Raw genomic sequence first — 21,058 nt, 5'->3', positions numbered from 1 at the left:
CTGACATACAACCGGCTCCTCGCACCGCACAGGCCCCGGTTTGCCCCGTCACCGGACACACTGCGCGCACTGGCCGGTGAATGCCGTACCGCCATTGCCCGTGTACAGCAAAACACTCTGCCACCGGAATAACTGTCAGATATGCGCATACGGGCCAACAATCGCGCCTGTTTGCCATAAAACAGAATCCACTGTCGGAGCACCGACTGTCAGTCGCCAGAGTCTCACTCACTGGTGGGAGCGATTTGAATTAGACCCGCCACCTTTTTCGGTGTTTGGAAATCCCTCTGTCCTGCGCTTGATAGCCACAGCCAGGGATGCAAGACTGAGTTGCCGATTTGCTGAACAATGATAATGGGAGAAACTGATGGCGGAAATTATAGAACTACCCGATAACTTTTTCGGCAAGGCCGATCGCCAGCGTGTGGAAAGCTTTGCGGCCCATGAGGTGGCCCACGGGCGGGCAACGCGCTGGCATTGGGCCAAAGACAATGATGATGACGATATTTTTCAGCTGTTCGCCGGCGGCGCGAATGAGTATCTGATCCTCACCCTGAGCCGGGATCGCGAGCAGGACGCCTATTGTGCCCACGACGGCGAGGGTCGGCACCTGGTCAGCGGTTCGATGGATCATGTCATGGCCGGGGTCGACGCCTATCTCACCGCGCTGCATGGTGAGCCGCCGGCCTCCTGAGCCGACGCCGGACCGGGCAACATCCCTGGCCCTTGCCCACTGACCGAGACAACTCATGATCCCCTCAAAGATGAGCGAATGGCTGGAGCGTTTTAGAATCCAGCTGGCCCGCGCGGATGCAGTGTTGCCGCTCTCGGTTCTGGGGCTGATCGCCGGCATCCTGGCGGCCCTGACGGTCATCGCCCTGCGCCTGCTGGTCGATTCGGCGCAGACTACCCTGTATCCGATGACGCAGGCCGGGGATTTCGAGTCCCTGCCCTGGCACTGGCGGCTCGCAATCGCCCTGACAGGCGGGCTGCTGGTCGGTCTGTTGTTTCGCCTGGTGCCCGGCCCGGGGCAGACCGTGGGTGTGCTGCACGTAATCGAACGCCTGGCCTATCACCAGGGCCGACTGCCCTGGATCAACGCGGTAGTGCAATTTTTCGGCGGCGCGATTTCCATGATCGCCGGGCATTCGGTTGGCCGCGAAGGGCCCAGCGCCCACCTTGGGGCGGCCAGCAGCAATCTGCCGGCCCAGGCACTGGATCTGCCGCATAACAGTCTGCGAGTACTGACCGCCTGCGGGGCCGCGGCCGGAATTGCCGCCTCCTTCAATACCCCGTTGGCCGGGGCGGTGTTCGCCATGGAAGTGCTGATGCTCGAGTACACCGTGGCCGGTTTTGCTCCGGTGATTCTGGCCACGGTGAGCGCTACCGCTATCAGCCAGCTGGTATTCGGCGACACCTATACTTTTTCCGTACCCGAACTGCAGCTGGGCAGCGTAGCTCAGCTGCCTTATATATTGGTATGCGGGATTCTGATCGGCCTGCTTGCCGCCGGCTTCAATGCCCTGTTCCAGCAGGTCGTCCGGAGCAGCCGCAATCTGCCAGCCTGGGTGCGGCCCGTGCTGGCCGGTCTGCTGGTCGGCCTCTGCGGACTGTTCGTCCCCGAGGTGATGGGCATCGGTGATGACACGGTCAACGCCATCCTGAGCGGCGAAACGGCTCTGCGTCTGCTCCTCGTGGTGTTAATCGTGAAAGTGCTGGCCACCGCCGGAGGCATTGGCCTGGGGCTGCCCGGCGGGATCATCGGCCCGACCTTTTTTATCGGTGCTGCCGCCGGCGGCCTGCTGGGCGCCGTCGGCGTCCAGCTCGGCTTCCTCGAGAACGGGAGTGTCGGCCTGTACGCGATGATCGGCATGGGTGCGATGATGGCCGCGACCCTGCAGGCGCCCATGGCCGGGTTGATCGCGATTCTGGAGCTGACCGGGGAGCCGAACTTTATCCTGCCGGGTATGCTGGCAGTCGTGACCTCGACTGTCGTCAGCGGACGGCTCTTCCGGCGCGAATCCCTGTTTCATACCCTGCTGCGGGACCGTGGCCTGGACTATCGCAGCGACCCGGTGGCTCAGTCGTTACGACGAATTGGCGTGGCCAGTGCCATGAATCGCAAGATCGTCGTCCTGCCCAGGCAGGTCGAGGCCGAGCAGGTTGATCGCGCCCTGCAGGACGAGCCAGTCTGGGTATTGATCAAGGAAAAAGACACACCGGAAGTAGCACTGGCGGGTGTGGATCTCGCCCATGCCCGTAAGCAATCATCCGCTGCCGGGCAGTTCGATCTGATGGAACTCCCCGGTGAGCGTCGCACGCTGGTAGCTGTGGACATACGCGCCACCATGGAAGAAGTGCGACAACACCTGCACGACAGCGGCAAGGAGATGGCCTATGTCATCAGTCAGAACGTGCCCGGGTTACCCCGCATTTATGGTGTACTTAGCCACGACGAGGTGGAAAGCAGTTACCGGTATTGAGATGTCGGCCAACAGTAATAGGTAACCCGGTCAATACTGAAACAGCCCGCTCCCTGGCAGGTCGAAACAGTGGCGGCTAACAGACTAACCGTGTGCCACGGTTATAGGTTATTTCGCTGGCCGACTGGTGTACTCATCGAGTTTCTGGCTGTCTTTTGACGCGAAATAACCCGTTCCAGGCCATTGATAGTCTTCAGTCCCTCACTCAGCATCTTTTCTCTGGCCAGAGAAGATCCGATCAAGGGCGGCAACCAGAAATCGGGAATATATTCCGCATTATAGATTACCCGCGTTATATTGCCTTCATCGATGAGACGCCACAAGCTCCTTCCATACCGCAGATCACTTTCCTCGACAATAGTGTTGGACATAATGTATCCCTGCCCCATTTCTGTGACCAGGGCAGTCTGTTCGATTCTCTCGCAGAATATCCACACACAGGCTTCACTGGCGAAATATATCTTATGCTTATCACCAGCCCTTTCGATCAGTCGACTTTCGACCACAGTATCGTCAACCTCTGGCATCTTATCAAAGTCCATCAATACGGAATTGACCTGACGGGTGTTTACCTTGATCCGCATATCCAGATGCAAAACAAAATAACCATCAATTTTATCTGCGTGATACTCGATCAACTCCCCCGACAATACCGGCATCGTCAGACTGCACATAAGAAATATTAGCAGAGCATGTCGCATACGGCGCTTCCCTGGCAGTCAGTTACAAGACAGCTCAAGGATAATAGATGTTTATGTCACAATTTTTACGGCATAGAGGCATGAAAAACAGAAAACGCCTGCTATTATCTAAATGATAATCATCTGAAATTGTATCTACACATAGGAAAAAGGTCTCGCCGGGTCAGCTGACTTTATTAAAGAACGGTTTTTATTTCGGGTTATCCGGACCAGTATATTGATTGTCAGATTGCGATAAGTGTAACCCGATGAGCGTAGCATTATGGGAAAACTGGATACTTATAAAAAGAAACGCGACTTCCGGAGCACACCAGAACCCGGGGGCAGGACCAGAAAGCGTAACGGTCGATGCTTTGTAATCCAGGAGCACGACGCCAGTCATCTGCACTATGACTTTCGCCTGGAGGTTAACGGTGTTCTGCTCTCCTGGGCAGTTCCCAGGGGGCTGTCTACCGACCCGCATGAAAAACGGCTGGCGATACGTACCGAAAATCATCCCTTGGCCTATGCCGACTTCGAAGGTGTTATCCCAGAGAATGAGTATGGCGGCGGCACTGTTCTGATATGGGATCGCGGCACCTACAAAAACCTGCGCGCCGATAAAGGAGCCAATGAAGAGCGTAGCAGTATGGAGGAGTCGCTCGATAGTGGCTTGATCGAGGTATGGCTCTCAGGCAAGAAACTGCAGGGTGGCTATGCTCTGAAAAGAATACGCGGCGGCAAAAAATCCCAATGGTTAATCATCAAGATGGATGATAAGTATGCAGATGCGCGCCGCAAACCGACCAGTACAGAGCCCGAGTCCGTCAAAACAGGACGAACACTGGATGATATTACTGAACAGAAACCTCCGGGAAAACACTCCTGATGAACAAATTACTTGCAAGTCTAACTAAAACACAAAAGGAAAAAATCAAGGCGACAAAACAGCCCGGCTGGACTTCTCCAATGCTTGCGACATTGACAAACAATTACTTTTCCCACAAGAAATGGCTGTATGAACGTAAGCTTGACGGAGAACGAGCACTTGCATTCATTGACTCTGAAAAAGTCAGGTTGCTGTCGCGTAACAAGAAAGAACTTAACGCTACCTACCCCGAGATTATCGACCAACTGAATAAACAGAAGAGCCCAATGGTCATTGATGGTGAAATCGTCACTTTTTCCGGTAAACTTACCAGCTTCTCGCGACTACAGCAGCGAATGAAGTTCAGTAGCGCGCGTCAAGCCCGCCAAAGCAACATCAAGGTTTATTTTTACCTGTTTGACATTCTGTTTCTCGATGGATACGACCTCACCAATTTACCTTTACGTGTCAGAAAAAGCCTGCTTAAACAGGCAATCAGATTTTCTGATGGCCTGCGCTATACTCCTCATCGTAACGAAACCGGGAAAGATTTTCACAAAGAGGCATGTAAAAAAGGCTGGGAAGGTATTATTGCCAAGGACGCCGAAAGCAGTTATGTACACTCACGTTCTGAAAGATGGTTAAAATTCAAATGCATTCAACAACAGGAGATGGTTATAGGTGGTTTCACCGATCCCTCTGGTTCCCGACATGGTTTCGGCGCCTTACTGGTGGGATATTATGAAAACAAGCGCTTGCATTATGCGGGAAAAGTAGGCACGGGTTTTGATGATAAAACCCTGAGCGATCTCAAGAAAAAACTAAAAAAACAGGAAACTCGCACCTGTCCATTCGCGGAAGAAAAGAAAGCGTACGAAAAGAATGTTCATTGGGTTAACCCCGAGATGGTGGCAGAAATCGGATTCACCGAATGGACCAGTGACGGGCGGCTACGTCACCCACGCTATGTTGGCCTGCGTAACGATAAAAACCCTGAAGATGTCGTGCGCGAGAAACCCGAATCGGTCTCTGACTGATGAGTAAAAAGATATCCTACGGTAACAAAAAGATCACAATCTCAAACCGTGACAAGGTTTTATTTCCTGAAAAGGAGATCACAAAAGGTAACTTGATAGATTATTACCATGACATATCCAGCATCATGTTGCCGCATATGCGCGAACGCCCACTGACTCTGCAACGCTATCCCGAAGGCATTCAAGAAGAGGGTTTTATTCAACAGGAGTTCAGTGACTATTTTCCTGACTGGCTTGGCCAGGCCAGGACCCCACTGGCTAATGATAAACGTAAATCCATTTTACATCCTGTTTGCAATGACAAGGCCAGCCTCCTGTATCTGGCAAACCAGGCAGTTATCACTTTCCATGGCTGGCTATCTTGCAATTCCGCGCTGGAGTACCCCGATAAACTGGTATTCGACCTGGATCCGTACGGCGATGACTTTTCTCCGGTATGCCGGGCTGCCGGATACGTACGTGGACTTATGGAGGCACTGGGAATGACCGCATTTGTCATGACCACGGGTTCACGAGGCCTGCATGTCATAGTCCCGCTGAAACCTGACACGCAATTTGACACAGTCCGCGATTATGCCAAAATTATGTCGAAACGCCTGGCCGAGAACTACCCGAACGAATTAACCACCGAACAGCGCAAGGCGCATCGCGGTAAGCGCATCTATCTGGATGTAATGCGCAATGCCTATGGCCAGACCTCGGTCCTTCCCTACTCAGTTCGGGATAAGCCCCTTGCGCCCGTTGCAACACCACTGGACTGGGACGAAATCAATGACAGCAATCCAGGGCCACAGAGCTATCACCTGAAAAATATCCGCCGGCGCCTCGGACAGCGGGATGATCCCTGGAAGGATATTCGACGCCATGCAGTCAGCCTGAGCAAACGACCCGATCCCGATACCACAGACCTGTGATAATACAGTCTCACAGCCCCTTTATCCTGTCATTCTTCATAGATCATCTTGCGACTCATTCCTCCGTCAACGACAAAATCCTGTCCGGTAATAAACCCTGCTGCGTCACTGATCAGATAATCGGTCATCGCTGCAATGTCAGCAGGAAATCCAACCCGGCCAACCGGATGCTGGTGACGATCACTTTTACTGAGTTCCGGTGTCTTACGACGCGAAGGCGCTTGCCACTCTTCGGTCGCGATCCAGCCCGGACTGATGCAGTTGACCCGGATAACCGGTCCTAGGCTCACCGCCAATGCATGGGTGAAAGCCACCACGCCACCCTTGCTGGCGGCATATGCTTCGGTATGGGGCTCGGATTGAAGCGCGCGGGTCGAGGCGATATTAACAATACTTCCCCGGGTTTGGCGCAGTGCCGGAATCGTATGCTTGGCCACCAGGAAATAACCTGTCAGGTTCACCTGCAGTCGCCGTTCCCATTGGACCAGTTCCAGCTCTTCGATTGGGCCGGTCTCTGGATCGGCAATCGCCGCGTTATTCACCAGCGCATCGATTTGTCCGAACTGATCGCCCATAGCCAACACTGCGTCGCGTACTTCAGCTTCCCTGCTGGTATCGCAGCGCTGGACAAGCAGCTGATTTGTAAATTGCGCATACTCCTCGCGACAGGCGGCCATGGCCTCTTCATCAATATCTGTGATAACGACATTATGCTTTTGCCTCAGAAAATAGTCTGCCAGACCTTTGCCAATACCCTGGGCGCCACCGGTGATCAGAATATTCATTATCATAGTCCACTTGTTTTAAAATTTTCATTGTCTCGTGCATTAATGAGACTTACTCTAGTGCGACAATCATTCTGATTGCAATGCGATCTTTTAATTACATACCCCTCACTGATGTTCAGGTTATTCGCTTTATGAAACAAATGATATTGCGCCTTTTTGGACTTGAGCTGCTGTTCGTGCTGCTGTGGAATTCGGGTTTCATCGGTGCCGAATACGGTTTACCGTTTGCCGGTCCCTGGACCCTGTTATTCTGGCGTTATCTGATTTTAACCGTGTTGCTGGGACTATGGCTTGGCCTGCACGGTCGACTCAGCTGGCCTGGCCACCAGGAGGCCGGTTATACGGCAACAGTCGGCATACTCGCGCATGGCGTCTGGCTTGCCTGCGTGCTGGTTTCGCTTGATATGGGGGTACCGGCCGGAATCGTCGCACTGGTCACAGCATTGCAGCCGCTGCTGACCGGCGCCCTGTCAGGCCCGGTGCTGGGCGAACGGACCGATGCCTGGCAGTGGCTGGGATTGATCCTCGGCTTTTGTGGTGTGCTGATTGCCGTGGTCGCCCGGATATCCCAGGACACCTCCATCGGAATACTGGCTTATCTGATCCCCTTCGGTTCAGTGGTGGCGATCACCGTGGCGAGCCTGTTGCAACGACGCCGTGAGAAACACAGCCAGGCGCCCCGGCCGGGCGACGACACCACGCTATTTTATCAAAGCGCGGCCACAGCGCTGTTCCTGCTGCTGCCGGCCTGGTTGGTTGAGGATTTTGCCACCGACTGGACCCTGCCGTTTATTGCCACGATGAGCTGGTTGATTCTGGTGGTATCGCTGGGCGCCTACTGGAGCATGTGGCGACTGCTGGTCCGCCACGACGCAACCCGCGTAGCCAGCCTGTTCTATCTCAGCCCACCGGTGACTATGCTGATGGCCTGGGCCGCCTTTGGCGATCGACTGATACTGACCGACGTGATTGGACTGGTCGTGGCCGCTCTGGGTGTATTGCTGGTTTACCGGCTGGGCTTTCGCCGGCCTACGATCCGGGTGTTGCCGCCAAGGTAATCTCCACCTTCCCGACCTGTGAGTATTGCCCGGTATGAGCAACGAAAGAAAGGTGATGTTCAGGTCATGGTTCCCAGGGTTTTGCGAAACCGCGCCAGGGAAAAGGCAAACAGAGCGCCGCCGATGACGATCAGGGCCAGCAGTTGCGGCCAGACCACGTTCAAACCGGCACCGCGGAACAATATAGCCTGGGAAAGAGAGACAAAATGCGTGTTGGGCGCTGCCAGCATAATGGTCCGCACGATCTCGGGCATACTCTCACGCGGGGTGGTACCGCCCGACAACATCTCCAGTGGCAACAGCACCAGGAACAGTAACAGTCCAAGCTGGGGCATGGAGCGGGCCACGGTGCCAAGGAAGATGCCCATGGAAGTTGTGGCAAACAGGTGCAGGGCTGTACCGAATAAAAATAACCCGAGCGATCCTTCAATGGGTACGGCCAGTATACCGCGTATCAACACCTGCAGGGCAAAGCCCGAGGCGATCAACACCACCAGCATCATTGCCCAGACCTTGGCGGTCATTATCTCAAAGGGCGTAACCGGCATGGCGAGCAGATGTTCAACCGTGCCGTGTTCACGCTCGCGGATTAACGCGGCGCCGGTCAACACAATTGCCAGCATGGTGATGTTACCTATCAATTCGACAATTGCGCCGAACCAGGCGTCGTTCAGCTCGGGGTTGAAACGGGCCCGCAGTGCCAGCTCCACCGGCATATCGACCGTATCGCGATAGTCCTGCACGAAGGTATTTATCTCACCGCTGACGATGGCCTGGACATAGCCGGTGCCGATAAAAGCCTGGCTCATGCGGGTAGCATCGACGTTGAGTTGTAGCGCGGGATGGTGCCCGGCCAGCACATCGCGCTGAAATCCGGCAGGAATATGCAAAGCGAAGGTGTCGAGCCCGGCATCCATGCGTGAATCCATTTTCGCCGCGTCGATCATGATAGGCGGCAGGAAATAGGGTGGATAAAAACTGTCAGTAATGCGCTGTGACAGCGGCGAACGATCCTCGTCGACCACGGCGATAGGTGCCTTGTTAAGAATCTCGGGAATCGCGGTCGCGGCAGTATAGATTGCGAAAGTAAAGGCATAGACGATCAGTATCAGCATGATCGGGTCGCGCGCCAGGCTGCGCAGCTCCTTGATCCCCAGGTAAAGAATATTGTGCGCAGCCTGCATCTAGCGCTCCTGCTTTTTCAATAACAGCGCGCCGAGTCCAAGCAATACCGGAATAGCCAGGAGTAACGGCAGGAAGCTGGCCTGCAGATCGGCAAAGTCCAGTCCCTTTGAGAAAGTACCCCGCGCGATAGTCATAAAATGGGTAGTCGGGAACATTTCGCCAATAACCCTCCCCACACCTTCCAGTGAAGTAACCGGAGTAAGCATCCCGGAAAGCGTAACCGCCGGCAACATGGAAAGAATCGCGGTACCAAACAGCGCAGCGATCTGGCTACGTACGAAAGTGGAAATCAACAATCCATAAGCCGTTGTTGCAATTACGTAAAGTACTGCGCCAATCCCCAGTGTCAGCAGGCTGCCAGTGAAAGGCACGCCAAAAACAAAAATAGCCAGGACCGTTAACAACATAAAACTGAACAGTGACAACGCCACATAGGGAATCTGCTTGCCGATCAGAAACTCCAGCCGACTAACCGGTGTGACATAAAGATTGACGATGGAGCCCAGTTCCTTTTCGCGTACGACGGCCAGAGCGCTGAGGATCGCCGGGATCAGGATCAACAATAACGGGATCACGGCGGGCACCATCGCCGGCAGGCTCTTCACTTCCGGATTGTAACGAAAACGGGTTTCAATCGTTGCTGGCTGGCTCAACGCCGCATTACCATGCTCCTTGCGCATTCTGCCGGCGATCCAGTGCTGATGAATACCCTGCACATAACCGCGTGCGATTTCAGCGCGTTGTGGCATGCTGCCATCAATCCAGGCGCCGATTTCGACCTGTTCGCCACGCGCCAGGTCGCGCGCAAAGCCTGGCGGGATTGCAATGGCCAGGCTGAGCTCACCATTGCGCATACGCCGATCCAGTTCCGCATAGCTTTGCAGAGAGGGCTGTTCCTCGAAGTAACGCGATCCCGAGAGATTGAGTGTGTAATTGCGGCTCACCGTACTCTGGTCGTGATCGAGCACCGCAAAACTGATATCTTCCACATCCATGCTGATGCCATAACCCAGCACCAGCATCAGCAAGGCACTGCCCAGCACTGCCAGGGTTAACCGAACGGGATCGCGTTGCAGCTCCAGTCCCTCGCGCCGGGTATAACTGAACAGTCGACGCAGGCTGCGTCGGCATTGACCGCCAGTCTTTTCTTTGCCTTTCGCTGTATATCTTTCCTCGTTTTGCATTGCCTCATCCAGCACTTCCGGTTCTGAAGTTGCGCGGGAGACCCCGGCTTCCAGGTAGTGAATAAAGGCTTCCTCGAGGTTGTCGGTGTCGGTTGCCTGTGTAATGGCTGACGGCGTATCCGTCACCAGCACCTTACCGGCATGCATCAGCGATATGCGATCGCAACGCTCGGCCTCGTTCATAAAATGAGTCGAGATAAAGATGGTCACATTGTCGCGTCGTGCAAGTTCAATCAATTCATTCCAGAAATAGTCGCGTGCGACAGGATCCACACCCGAGGTCGGCTCATCCAGAATCAATATCTCCGGATTGTGAATCATTGCTACCGCCAGCGAGAGGCGCTGGCGCTCACCCAGCGGCAGCGCCCCGGGCAACTCGTCCATGTTCCGGATTAACTCGAAACGGCGGGCCATCTCCCGCACACGGGAATTGATCGCTTCCGCCGCCATACCAAACAGCCGGGCATGCAGCACCAGATTCTGGCGCACCGTCAATTCCCCGTAGAGGGAGAAGGACTGGGTCATATAACCCACCCGGCGACGGGTATCGATATCGTGCGGATCCACCGGATGGCCAAATAACCATGCCTCGCCTTCGCTGGCGGGCAGCAAACCGGTGAGCATTTTCATGGTGGTGGTCTTGCCGCAACCATTGGAGCCGATGAAGCCGAAGATTTCGCCCCGCCGGATTCTGAAGCTGACGTGATCGACAGCCGTGAAATCACCAAAGCGCATGGTGAGATCGCGCGCCTGGATAGCGATCTTTTCCTCGTCGCCCGCCTCACGAGGGATCAACTTCACCGATTGATACTCCGCCTGCACGGCCTCGGGTAGCAGTTGAATAAAAGCCTGTTCTAGGCTATCTGCCCCGGTCTTCTGCAGCAGTTGTTGGGGCATGCCAGTCGCCAGTACCTGCCCGGCATTCATTGCCACCAGGTGGTCAAAGCGCGCCGCCTCTTCCATGTAGGCGGTTGCCACCAGGACGCTCATACCGGGATGATTGTCGCGAATGCGGTCGATCAGTTTCCAGAACTGACGGCGCGAGAGAGGGTCAACCCCGGTAGTGGGCTCGTCGAGGATCAACAGGTCGGGATCGTGTATCAGGGCGCAACACAAACCCAGTTTCTGTTTCATGCCACCGGAGAGTTTTCCGACCGGACGATCCCTGAAGGGAGCCAGCCCGGTAGCCTGCAATAATTCGTCAATGCGGTGCTCGCGTTCCTCTCTGGCATGACCGAACAGCCGCCCAAAAAAGTCGATGTTCTCGAACATCGACAATGTAGCGTAGAGATTCTTGCCCAGCCCCTGTGGCATGTAGGCGATGCGCGGACAGATCTGGCGGCGATGTCGGGTTCTGGCCATATCGCCGCCCAGGACCCTGATGCGACCGGTCTGAAGCTTTCTGGCACCGGCGATGAGCGCGAGCAGACTCGACTTGCCCACTCCGTCCGGACCAATGATACCCACCATGCAGCCGGCCGGCAGATCGAGCGTGATGGAATCGAGCGCCCGTGTCTTGCCATAACGCAAACCTACCTCATGCAGACGCACAACGGGATCGGCTCCCGGCGCATGCTGCACACTCTCTTTGCCGCTCATTGCACCAGGTTGTGCTGCAGATGATCTGGCCAGGGTGTCCCGGGATCCAGACGGACGTAGGCGACGCCAGGCAGTCCCGTTTTCACTTGTTTGATGTATTTATTCAACAATTCACGGGGTATGCGTGCACGCACGCGAAACATCAGTTTTTCCCGCACGCTGGCCGTTTCGACCGTCTTGGGAGTGAACTGCGCCACGTCAGCAACGAAGGAAATATTGGCAGGAATAACATAGTCCGGTGCCGCATCGAGCACGATGCGTGCCTCGGCGCCGATTGCCAGACGCCCCGCCGCGGTGGTAGGCAAAAAGAAAGTCATGTACACATCAGTAAGGTCCACCAGGTTCAATACCCGTCCGCCGGCCCCAATCACTTCGCCGGGACGGGCGACGATAAACTGTATCCGCCCATCCCGCGGTGCAACGAGAGTACTGTCATCGATGTCGCTCTGGATTCGTTCCACTGCTGCGCGCGCCGCCTCTACCGCGGACCGGGCACTGTCGATCTGGCTGCCTGCAGTAGCAATGGCCGCTTCTGTAGCTGCAACCTGGGCGCGGGCGGCACTCAATGCCGCGGCGGCGCTTTCAACATTGGCGCGGGCATCGTCCGATTCCTGTGCCGAAACCGCCCCTTTTTGTGCCAGATCCGCGATACGTTTGGCACGCTTTTGCATCGCCGTCAGTTCCGCCTGGCGCTGGACCACCAACGCTTCGGCCGCCGCTTTTTCACTCTGACGCTGGGCAAGCTGACTACGCGCGGTAGTCACTGCATCCCTGGCCTGGCGCAGCTGCGCCTCGGCCTGCTGATGACGGGCCTCCAGCGAACGGGTATCCATGCGCGCCAGTGCCTGGCCAGTCGAAACGAATTCGCCCTCTTCCACCAGGATTGCGTCGATACGCCCGGCTGTTCTGGCAGCCACATCAATCTCCACAGCCTCGATACGACCATTCCCGCTGACCAGACCGTCATGGACGTCCTCCGCCGAATAACGTTGCCAGGCATAAATGGCCAGAATCCCCACTACCACCAGGATGACGCCACGAAATAACCATTTCTGCTGTTGCGATGTCATTGTTTTCAATCTGACGTGGATGAGCCAATCAACATAGACTGACATATACTAAAAATATATGGCGGCAATATCGTCGACACCACCAGGCTGGTTCTTCTGAGAGAGATAATTTTGCTCCCGCAAGGCGCCGGGGTTCAGCGCTCGAAACATCCGGAAACCTTCTGCGAGAAGATGCAACATCAGACGTTGCATAACTGTTTTATCACCTTCAACTCATATCAATCAAGGATAAATCCGGCATGCCAAACTCGACAGATTGCCGGCAGGCAATCCTGCTTTTTTCCTGCCAATTTATCGCCTACTATTTATAATCATAATGCAGAAAAGTACACTTATTTGCACAGCGTCAACTTCTGTGCATGACCATCTCACTGAGACCACCACGGTCACCCAGGTTAAGGAGCCAGGTTAATGGACAAACTCTTCAGTCCGGATAAACTCTCAAGCTATACAGACACGAGCCTTGGATTATTGCTGCAGTTTGGTCCGCAACTCGTGCTGGCCATTGTCGTCCTCATTATCGGACTGTGGCTGATCAGGCGACTGGTCAGGGTTATGGCCAGAGGTATGGAACGTAGCAAGGTCGAGCCCACGCTGTCACGTTTTCTGCAAAGCCTGGTCGGTATCGGTTTAAAAATCCTGCTTTTTATCAGCGTCGCCTCCATGGTGGGGATTGCAACCACCTCGTTTATCGCTGTGCTCGGCGCCGCCGGTCTGGCCGTGGGTCTGGCCCTGCAGGGCAGTCTGGCGAACTTTGCCGGCGGTGCGCTGATTCTGATGTTTCGACCTTACAAAGTCGGCGACTACATTACCTCCCAGGGCGTTAGCGGCACGGTCACCGACATTCAGGTTTTTAATACCATTCTGACCACACCGGATAATGTCCGCATTATCGTGCCTAACGGGAGCGTGTCTAACGGAATTATCACCAATTACTCTGCTGAGGCAACACGCCGTCTGGATTTCGTATTCAACATTGGTTATGGCGACAATATCGATCAGGCCCGTGAGATTATTATAAGTATCCTGAATAATGATGAGCGGATTTTTTCAGACCCGGAGCCTCAGGTACTTTTGAGTAACCTGGGGGACAATTCCGTCGATCTTACGGCGCGGAGCTGGGTTAACGCAGAGGACTACTGGCCATTGAAATTCGAATTGACCGAAAAGGTCAAAGCAGCCTTTGATCTGGAGGGTATCAGCATACCTTTCCCGCAGCGGGATATACACGTCTACCAGCATAACGGAGGATAATGCCGGTCACCGAGACCGATTCCGGTTGTTTATACAGCACGGTATACGCTACTTACCGGTTTGACTGACACTACACAGGTTGAACTGTATTATGCTGAGCCTGTCACTACCTGTTCACCGTACAACCTTAAATCTTCAGGAAGGTAATAATATGGAAGCGGAAGTCAGGGAAATTCGCGATCATCTCACCCTTTTTCCTCCTTTTGACGGTTTGAGCGAGGATTTACTGGACGAAGTTGCCGCTTCGGTGGAAATTGCTTACTACCAGGCCGGTTCGGCGATCCTGGAGCGTGGCGAACCTATCCATACGCTCGCGTATATCCGCAGCGGAGCTGTAGAAATCTATCGCTATAACGGTGAGCTGCATAACAGACTCGGTGAAGGCGATATATTCGGTCAATTCAGTCTGTTACGTAACCGACGCGTGCTTCTCTCTGCCACAGCCATCGAAGACACATTGTTATACCTTATCCCGGAAACAGTGTTCGATCGTTTATGCGAGGAAGATGGTAACTTTGCTGATTTCGTCGAATTGTCAGGCTCCCGCCTCAAGAGCACGGTCGAGCAAATTCAGCGTGATAACGACATGACAATCACCCGCATCCGTCGCCTGATTACTCGACTTCCGGTAATGGTCGAAAATACCGCTTCGGTACAGGAAGCGGCCCGGCTTATGACTGACAATGATGTCTCTGCTCTGCTGGTGCTCACCCCGGCCAGCGATGAAGAGGCGGATAACACCTTCGCCGATAACGATGATCGTCAATGGCGTCTTACCGGCATCCTCACTGATAAAACCTTGCGCGCGCGAATTCTGGCGAGGGGAGAGTCGGCACAAACGCCGGTAGCCGACGTTTGTGAAGGAGAGCTTATTACGATTCAGTCCGACGAGTCCGTCAACGAAGCCATGCTGACCATGTTACGCAACAATATACAGCGTCTTCCAGTACTGCACCGGCGGCGTCCTGTGGGCCTGGTTCACCTTTCCGATATTGTACGTTACGAGACCAATAACAGTGTCTACCTGGTGAGCAACATTTTTAACCGGCCATCAATTAATGCACTGGCGCGTCTGACACCTGACATACGCACCGCTTTTGTCCGGCTCGTAGAGGAAGGCGCCTCTTCCCAGATGATTGGTAATGCCATGTCGAGTATCGGTCGTAGTTTGATGCGCCGTATCATTGAGCTTGCCGAAGCGGAAATGGGTCCTCCTCCTGTCCCCTACTGCTTTATGGTACACGGTTCATTGGCGCGTAATGACCAGTCTATTATCACCGATCAGGATAATGCTATGATATTGCATGACACCTTTGATCCGGCACAGCATGACGCCTACTTCAAGGAACTGGCTCAACGTGTCAGCGACGGTCTTAATGCGTGTGGCTATCCTTATTGCAAGGGCGGAATCATGGCGACCAACAATGACTGGCGAAAGCCCCTCTCAAAATGGAAGCAATATTTCGAAGAATGGATTGCCAAACCGGATCCGCAGCGTCTTTTACACAGTTCGATTTTCTTTGATCTGGACCCGATTTATGGCAAGGAACGGTTTGTCGAGGAACTTCAGGACTTGATTGCCATGCATGCCAGCCAAAGCCCGCTGTTTCTCGCCGCATTGGCCCGTAACGCACTCAGCCGGACGCCTCCGCTCGGACTTTTCCGTACGTTTGTTCTGGAGAAGGATGGCAGGCACAACAACACCATAAATATCAAACGTCGGGGTGTTGCCCCTCTGAATGACGTGATACGCGTTCATGCGCTGGGCGTCGGTTCGCGCGCACAAAACAGTTTCGAAAGACTCGACGATATCGAGCATGCCGGCGCCTTGCCTGCCGGGCAGACCGACAAACTGCGCTATGCGCTGGAGTTTTTGTCTCTCGTTCGCCTGCGTCACCAGGCCTACGACATCAAACATGATCAACCCGTCGATAACTCTATTGAACCGGAAAATGTCTCGGATACCGAACGGCATAATTTGAAAGACGCCTTTCAAATTGTCAGCAACGCCCAGAAGTTCCTCCGTTTTCGTTATCCCAGTCCCTGATACACAAATTTATCTCTACTATCATGAAACGTTCCCCAACATTACCAGGCTGGCAGGAATACTTTGCGCAACAGGCAACGGCCTGCAAAACCCCGGCCCTGCAGAAATTTTATGCCGCCGGATTACCCGACGATGATACGCCGATTTCAGAGGTCCCGTTGATTGCGCTCGATTTTGAGACCACGGGAATGGACCCCCGCAAACACGACATTGTCAGCATTGGTATGGTGCCGTTTAATCTGCGTATTATTCGCCCGGCCCGGGGACACTACTGGGTTGTTAAACCATCCGAATCTCTAAGGGAAGAGTCTGTTACGTTTCATCGCATTACTCACTCGGAAGTCCAGGGCGCCCCGTCTTTCGATGCGGTGCTGGACGATATTCTGGAACAGCTTACCGGCCATCTTATTGTTGTCCATTATCGCAATATCGAGAGGTCGTTTCTTGATGCAGCGGTAATCGCCAGACGCGGTGAACATTGCCTGTTTCCCATGATTGATACCATGGAACTTGAAGCACGCAGGGAGCGCCAGGGCTACTGGCAACGTTTCAGGCACTTTTTTGGCAGCCAGCCCACCTCTATCCGGTTGGCTAACAGCCGCCACCGCTATGGCTTGCCGGATTACTCATCCCATCATGCCAAGGTGGATGCCATGGCTACCGCCGAGTTGTTTCAGGCGCAGGTGGCCCGGCACTTCAGTCCCGAAACGCCGGTATCCGAGTTATGGGTCTAAATAAACGTTCCGAATACCCGATCACTTTGTTCAAGATATTGCTTCGCTTCGCTCGCAACGCCCCAATGAACTGTCCGGAATCGGTAAGGGCGGAGAGAGTCAGCCACCATTGCGAACAGTCTCCAACGACTCATGACACAAGCGGCTTCTCTTCCCCTCTCCTGGCTCACCAGCAATATCCTATTCCCCGAGCTTGATGCAAGCATAGGATGACTGAAAATAGAGAGGTCATTGCGAGGAACAACGTGACGAAGCAATCTCACTGGACTGGTATTCGGAACAGCTATTTAGCACTGCGTCACGCAGGATTTCCAGGCAAGAGCTACACAATTCAACACCAGCTAAAAAACCGTCTCTGCGAGAGTTAATGAATGACGTTCACAGGCCTCTGCCAATAAAAAAGACGGCCGAAGCCGCCTTTTCCGTTAAACACAGCCACCCGGTCAGGTTACGGTTCGTGGTTCGCTCATCAGTCCCTTGATAATGGCGTAACAGCCAGCCAGTAGTATCAGGGTAAACGGTAATCCCGCAGATACCGCTATAGCCTGCAGTGCCGCAAGCCCGCCCCCAAGTAACAGGGCAATGGCGATGGCGCCTTCAATAATGCCCCAGAACACACGCTGCGGTTTGGGGGCGTCAATCTTGCCGCCGGCCGTAATAGTATCGATCACCAGTGATCCCGAGTCCGAAGAAGTGATAAAGAAGACAATCACCAGCACGATACCAATAAATGACGTGATATCGGCCAGTGGCATCTCACCCAGCACCATAAACAACTGCAGTGAAAGATCGGCAGACGCGGCGCCTTCAAAGCCTTCCTGAAATTGCTTGATGGCCGTGGAGCCGAACGCTGTCATCCAGAATATCGATACGATAGAAGGAATAAGCAGCACCGACACCAGAAACTCACGGACGGACCGACCGCGGCTGACACGGGCGATAAACATGCCCACGAACGGTGACCAGCTGATCCACCAGGCCCAGTAGAAGGTCGTCCAGCCCTGGCTGAAGTTCGCATCCTCACGCCCGAACGGATTGCCCAGAAACGGCAACTCGCCCAGGTAGACGAGAATATTTTTGAAAAAGCCGGTGACAATCATCAACGTCGGACCGACAAACACCACGAACACCAACAGCAAAAACGCCAGTACCATGTTGAGCTCGGAAAGTCGTTTTACCCCCTTGTCCACACCGAGAACAATGGAGACTATCGCCACAGCAGTGATGCCGGTAATCAGCAGAACCAGCGTCGTGTCCCCCCCGCTGATGCCAAACAGGTGACTCAGACCGGATGCGGCCTGCTGCGCGCCGATTCCCAGGGAGGTCGCCAGACCAAACAGGGTCGCAAAAACCGCCAGGATGTCGATGAGATGTCCCGGCCAGCCCCAGATACGCTCCCCGAGTATCGGATAGAAAATGGAGCGAATGGTCAGCGGCAGACCTTTGTTATAGGAAAAGATCGCCAGCGACAACGCCACGATGGCGTAAACCGCCCAGGGATGCAGCCCCCAGTGGAAAATGGTGGCTGCCATGGCCAGGTTGGTGGCCCCGGCAGGATCGCCGGCCGCCGCACCCAGCGGCGCCCAGTCAGTACGGGCGCCACCCTCACCCACGCTGGTACCACCCAGGGCGGTTGCATAGTGAGTCAGCGGCTCGGACACGCCGTAAAACATCAGGCCGATACCCATACCGGCGGCGAACAGCATGGAAAACCATGAGATCCTGGAAAAATCCGGCGTCGCTTTTTCACCACCGATTCGAACCTTGCCCAGGGGCGACAGGATCAATCCCACGCAAACCAGAACGAAAATATTACCCGCGAGTAACATGAACCACGTCATGTTAGTGTTGATCCAGTTTTTTATCGACTCGAATATTGCCGTCGACTGTTCAGGTAACGCCAGTGTAAGAATGACGAAGGCCAGAATTAACAGTGATGAAACGGTAAATACCGCGCCATGAATATCGATATTCACCCCAAGCGGATTGGCCTGGTAGTTGTCCTGGCCAATCTGGTAATCGGTATCGATCAGGTTGGTCGCACCCTCGGGGGCCGGCACGCCAACTGATTCGTTCGAATCCGAAGAATTATCGGGCTTGTTGTCCACGAGACTCTCCCCTTATTATTTAAGTGTTGTCAGGCTGCATCCGGACGCACGAGAAATACGGATGATTCGCTATGCGATGCAATCTTGCTGCCGTTGGCCGGCATGATAGCATCGAGATGTTTGGGCAAATGTGTCCCCATGACAACCAGATCGGCACCGATTTCCTCAATCGCCTTGACCAGAATATCGTCCAGATCGGCCACCGGATCATGGCTGTTATAGACATGCGCAGAAGGTTCCTGCCCGTTATCCGGAGCATGTTCATGGGCAAAGGCTTTGAGTTTTTGAGCATACTCCTCGGGGGTATGCGCCACGGAACTGGGTTGCGAGGTGGTCACGCCAACATAGCAAAGTTTCGCCTCGTAATGACGGGCCAGATCGGCCGCGACAGTGAGTGGCTTTTCCAGCGCACCCAGATGCGCAAGATCCACCGGCACCATTATTGTTTTAAACATGAAAGGGGCTCCTTATTATGGTTACACGAATCGCTTCGTGCTAAACAGCTTTTATCATTGTGGTTTTGAACTGCTCTCTGTAAAGCAGTCTCACTCTCCCTGAGACAGGGGCCACTCAATGGCTCCGGCAAGCCAGGGAATTAACCTCCCTGGCAAGACGGGGTAACTTCAGAAATAGTAGCCGAAGTTGATATTGAAGCGGGTCTGCCACTGGTCATCGGCGTTGGCCCCCAGACGGTCTTCATAGGTCGCATCACCACCGACAAACTCGTTACCGTTGGAATAGGCCAGGTCGGTATAGATATACCAGCCATCATGGGCCCAGGCCGCGCCCAGCATGAACAGGTCACTGTCATTGAAGCCGCTTTCATCTTTCATGATGGAGCTGTATTCCACGTAGGGCACGACATAGTCCAGCCAGTCAACGCCATCCGTGGTATAGGTATAACTCAGGGAAACAGCCGGAATCCAGGCTTCAGCCGCCGCAGTACTGGGGAAGTCATAGGCGCCAAACTGAACCCGCTTGTCCGTTCCCAGCGGCTGGGCCGCGTCAACATCGTACTTGTAACGTGTCAACTGGGTGGCCAGCTTGAACTTGCCCCAGATATTGATCATGTGTACCGAGGCGGCATAATGATCGCCATCCTCCTGCGGCCCGTTACTTTCCAGCTCACCAACCTGCAAAGAGAAACCGATATCGGTCGGCACATCAGCATCGGGCATGCTGTAAATCCCGCGCACATTGACCTGATTGCGTTCCTCGTAACCGCTGCCATCTTCATTGACGACATCATAGGAATAACGGGCGCTGTCTGCCGTTGAGCCCCGATAAGCTCCCTCATCGGCATAGTAATAGCCAAAGTCCCATTGCCAGTTGCCGCCGGATTTGCTGTATTTCACGCCCATATCCATGTCGTCCGACAGGCCGACATAGTAATGCTGATCGAAAAACCAGCTCTGCGATACGCCGTAGGGGCCGGGACCGAAGGGAACGCGGTTCACCCCCACCTGGAGCTGGCTGTCATCGTCAAAGTTATAACCCAGCCAGCCGGTATGCAGGAAGTTGTACCCGTTGTACCAGCGATACTCCAGCTTGCCGACATACGGGCCGTTGGCATAGTCCATATTGACGCGGAAGGTGTCGAGATTGAAGTTACCGTCATCTTCCCAGGCTCTTGAGGCGGCACCATCATCATCCGCCGGATAATCACCGACCGTATAGTTGGCCCGCATGGCACCGCCAACGGTCAGATTACCAAACTGGATTTTATCGCTGGCCGTGGCCTGGGTTAATGGGATACTAAACAGTAAAGCGAGAGCGGAACTTCCGGTAATTAGAGCACGAGAGTGGGACTGTAAAAGGGTGGTTATTTTCATGCTGGTTCACTCCTTCGAAATAGCAACAACTTGTTTGTGATACCTGCCGGTTGCCGGGCAGGTTCAGTTTGCTACCAGCGATAAAGATCAAAGCTCGCCGCTAATCCAGTACTCTATGCGGTCTTCATTCTCCTCAATATACTTTGTAACGGCCTCTTCATACGAGGTTTCCTGGGCGTTATTCATCGCTGATTCCAGATCCTCGATAGGCAACTGC

General features: G+C 54.3%; 18 protein-coding genes. 9 read left to right on the top strand and 9 right to left on the bottom strand.

Translation table 11 applies throughout. From position 1 onward, the window contains the following. Positions 1-367: 367 nt before the first annotated feature. The gene (locus R6U90_RS11240) at positions 368-694 is read left to right on the top strand and encodes a hypothetical protein (protein ID WP_410352786.1); all 327 of its coding nucleotides are present in this window, start codon (positions 368-370) and stop codon (positions 692-694) included. A 70-nt stretch (positions 695-764) separates the two neighbouring features. Beyond that, positions 765-2,483 carry a chloride channel protein gene (locus tag R6U90_RS11235; RefSeq protein WP_410352785.1) on the top strand — a complete coding sequence of 573 codons (1,719 nt, stop codon included), beginning with the start codon at positions 765-767 and terminating at the stop codon, positions 2,481-2,483. A gap of 101 nt (positions 2,484-2,584) precedes the next feature. Here the strand turns inward: R6U90_RS11235 and R6U90_RS11230 are convergent, their stop codons facing one another. Then, positions 2,585-3,184, bottom strand: a complete 600-nt coding sequence (locus R6U90_RS11230) for a hypothetical protein (RefSeq protein WP_410352784.1) — start codon at positions 3,182-3,184, stop codon at positions 2,585-2,587. A 262-nt stretch (positions 3,185-3,446) separates the two neighbouring features. On the opposite strand from R6U90_RS11230, the gene R6U90_RS11225 reads away from it, so the two are divergent. From R6U90_RS11225 to ligD (R6U90_RS11215), 3 genes are read left to right on the top strand one after another with little or no spacing between them, the layout of a single operon-like run. Beyond that, entirely contained in the window at positions 3,447-4,052 is a 606-nt protein-coding gene (locus tag R6U90_RS11225) for a DNA polymerase ligase N-terminal domain-containing protein (RefSeq protein WP_410352783.1), read from the top strand. Next, the gene (gene ligD, locus R6U90_RS11220) at positions 4,052-5,068 is read left to right on the top strand and encodes a non-homologous end-joining DNA ligase (RefSeq protein WP_410352782.1); all 1,017 of its coding nucleotides are present in this window, start codon (positions 4,052-4,054) and stop codon (positions 5,066-5,068) included. Before R6U90_RS11225 ends, ligD (R6U90_RS11220) begins: the two co-directional genes overlap by 1 nt. After that, positions 5,068-5,982 (top strand): non-homologous end-joining DNA ligase, encoded by a 915-nt coding sequence (gene ligD / locus R6U90_RS11215; protein WP_410352781.1) that lies wholly within the window; start codon positions 5,068-5,070, stop codon positions 5,980-5,982. The genes ligD (R6U90_RS11220) and ligD (R6U90_RS11215) overlap by 1 nt, the downstream gene beginning before the upstream one ends. 29 nt (positions 5,983-6,011) lie before the next feature. Here ligD (R6U90_RS11215) and R6U90_RS11210 read toward each other — a convergent pair whose 3' ends face one another. Continuing rightward, positions 6,012-6,767, bottom strand: a complete 756-nt coding sequence (locus tag R6U90_RS11210; protein WP_410352780.1) for an SDR family oxidoreductase — start codon at positions 6,765-6,767, stop codon at positions 6,012-6,014. Positions 6,768-6,901: 134 nt separating this feature from the next. Here R6U90_RS11210 and R6U90_RS11205 point away from each other — a divergent pair, with 134 nt between their 5' ends. Then, positions 6,902-7,828, top strand: a complete 927-nt coding sequence (locus R6U90_RS11205) for a DMT family transporter (RefSeq protein WP_410352779.1) — start codon at positions 6,902-6,904, stop codon at positions 7,826-7,828. 59 nt (positions 7,829-7,887) lie between these two features. Here the strand turns inward: R6U90_RS11205 and R6U90_RS11200 are convergent, their stop codons facing one another. Genes R6U90_RS11200 through R6U90_RS11185 form a run of 4 tightly spaced genes read right to left on the bottom strand, consistent with a single transcriptional unit; the run spans position 7,888 to position 13,058 of the window. Next, positions 7,888-9,012 (bottom strand): ABC transporter permease, encoded by a 1,125-nt coding sequence (locus R6U90_RS11200; RefSeq protein WP_410352778.1) that lies wholly within the window; start codon positions 9,010-9,012, stop codon positions 7,888-7,890. Continuing rightward, positions 9,013-11,796 (bottom strand): ribosome-associated ATPase/putative transporter RbbA, encoded by a 2,784-nt coding sequence (gene rbbA / locus R6U90_RS11195; protein WP_410352777.1) that lies wholly within the window; start codon positions 11,794-11,796, stop codon positions 9,013-9,015. Further along, positions 11,793-12,866 (bottom strand): HlyD family secretion protein, encoded by a 1,074-nt coding sequence (locus R6U90_RS11190; RefSeq protein WP_410352776.1) that lies wholly within the window; start codon positions 12,864-12,866, stop codon positions 11,793-11,795. Before R6U90_RS11190 ends, rbbA begins: the two co-directional genes overlap by 4 nt. Positions 12,867-12,914: 48 nt before the next feature. Further along, positions 12,915-13,058 (bottom strand): hypothetical protein, encoded by a 144-nt coding sequence (locus tag R6U90_RS11185; RefSeq protein WP_410352775.1) that lies wholly within the window; start codon positions 13,056-13,058, stop codon positions 12,915-12,917. 219 nt (positions 13,059-13,277) lie between these two features. Between R6U90_RS11185 and R6U90_RS11180 the strand changes: the two genes are divergently transcribed. The 3 genes from R6U90_RS11180 (at position 13,278) to R6U90_RS11170 (ending at position 16,901) form a co-directional block, all read left to right on the top strand. After that, the gene (locus R6U90_RS11180; RefSeq protein WP_410352774.1) at positions 13,278-14,120 is read left to right on the top strand and encodes a mechanosensitive ion channel family protein; all 843 of its coding nucleotides are present in this window, start codon (positions 13,278-13,280) and stop codon (positions 14,118-14,120) included. A 151-nt stretch (positions 14,121-14,271) separates the two neighbouring features. Then, entirely contained in the window at positions 14,272-16,167 is a 1,896-nt protein-coding gene (locus R6U90_RS11175) for a DUF294 nucleotidyltransferase-like domain-containing protein (protein WP_410352773.1), read from the top strand. A gap of 23 nt (positions 16,168-16,190) precedes the next feature. After that, positions 16,191-16,901 (top strand): 3'-5' exonuclease, encoded by a 711-nt coding sequence (locus tag R6U90_RS11170; protein WP_410352772.1) that lies wholly within the window; start codon positions 16,191-16,193, stop codon positions 16,899-16,901. A gap of 443 nt (positions 16,902-17,344) precedes the next feature. Here R6U90_RS11170 and R6U90_RS11165 read toward each other — a convergent pair whose 3' ends face one another. The 3 genes from R6U90_RS11165 to R6U90_RS11155 form a co-directional block, all read right to left on the bottom strand. Beyond that, the gene (locus R6U90_RS11165; protein WP_410352771.1) at positions 17,345-19,009 is read right to left on the bottom strand and encodes a BCCT family transporter; all 1,665 of its coding nucleotides are present in this window, start codon (positions 19,007-19,009) and stop codon (positions 17,345-17,347) included. 29 nt (positions 19,010-19,038) lie between these two features. Further along, positions 19,039-19,464, bottom strand: a complete 426-nt coding sequence (locus R6U90_RS11160) for a universal stress protein (protein WP_410352770.1) — start codon at positions 19,462-19,464, stop codon at positions 19,039-19,041. 168 nt (positions 19,465-19,632) lie between these two features. Continuing rightward, complete coding sequence (locus R6U90_RS11155) at positions 19,633-20,841, bottom strand: hypothetical protein (protein ID WP_410352769.1); 1,209 nt, start codon at positions 20,839-20,841, stop codon at positions 19,633-19,635. Positions 20,842-21,058 lie beyond the last annotated feature (217 nt).

This window comes from Thiohalophilus sp. (genome assembly GCF_046483665.1).
Lineage (GTDB): Bacteria > Pseudomonadota > Gammaproteobacteria > UBA6429 > Thiohalophilaceae > Thiohalophilus.
This window is presented reverse-complemented; position numbering and strand designations above follow the sequence as displayed.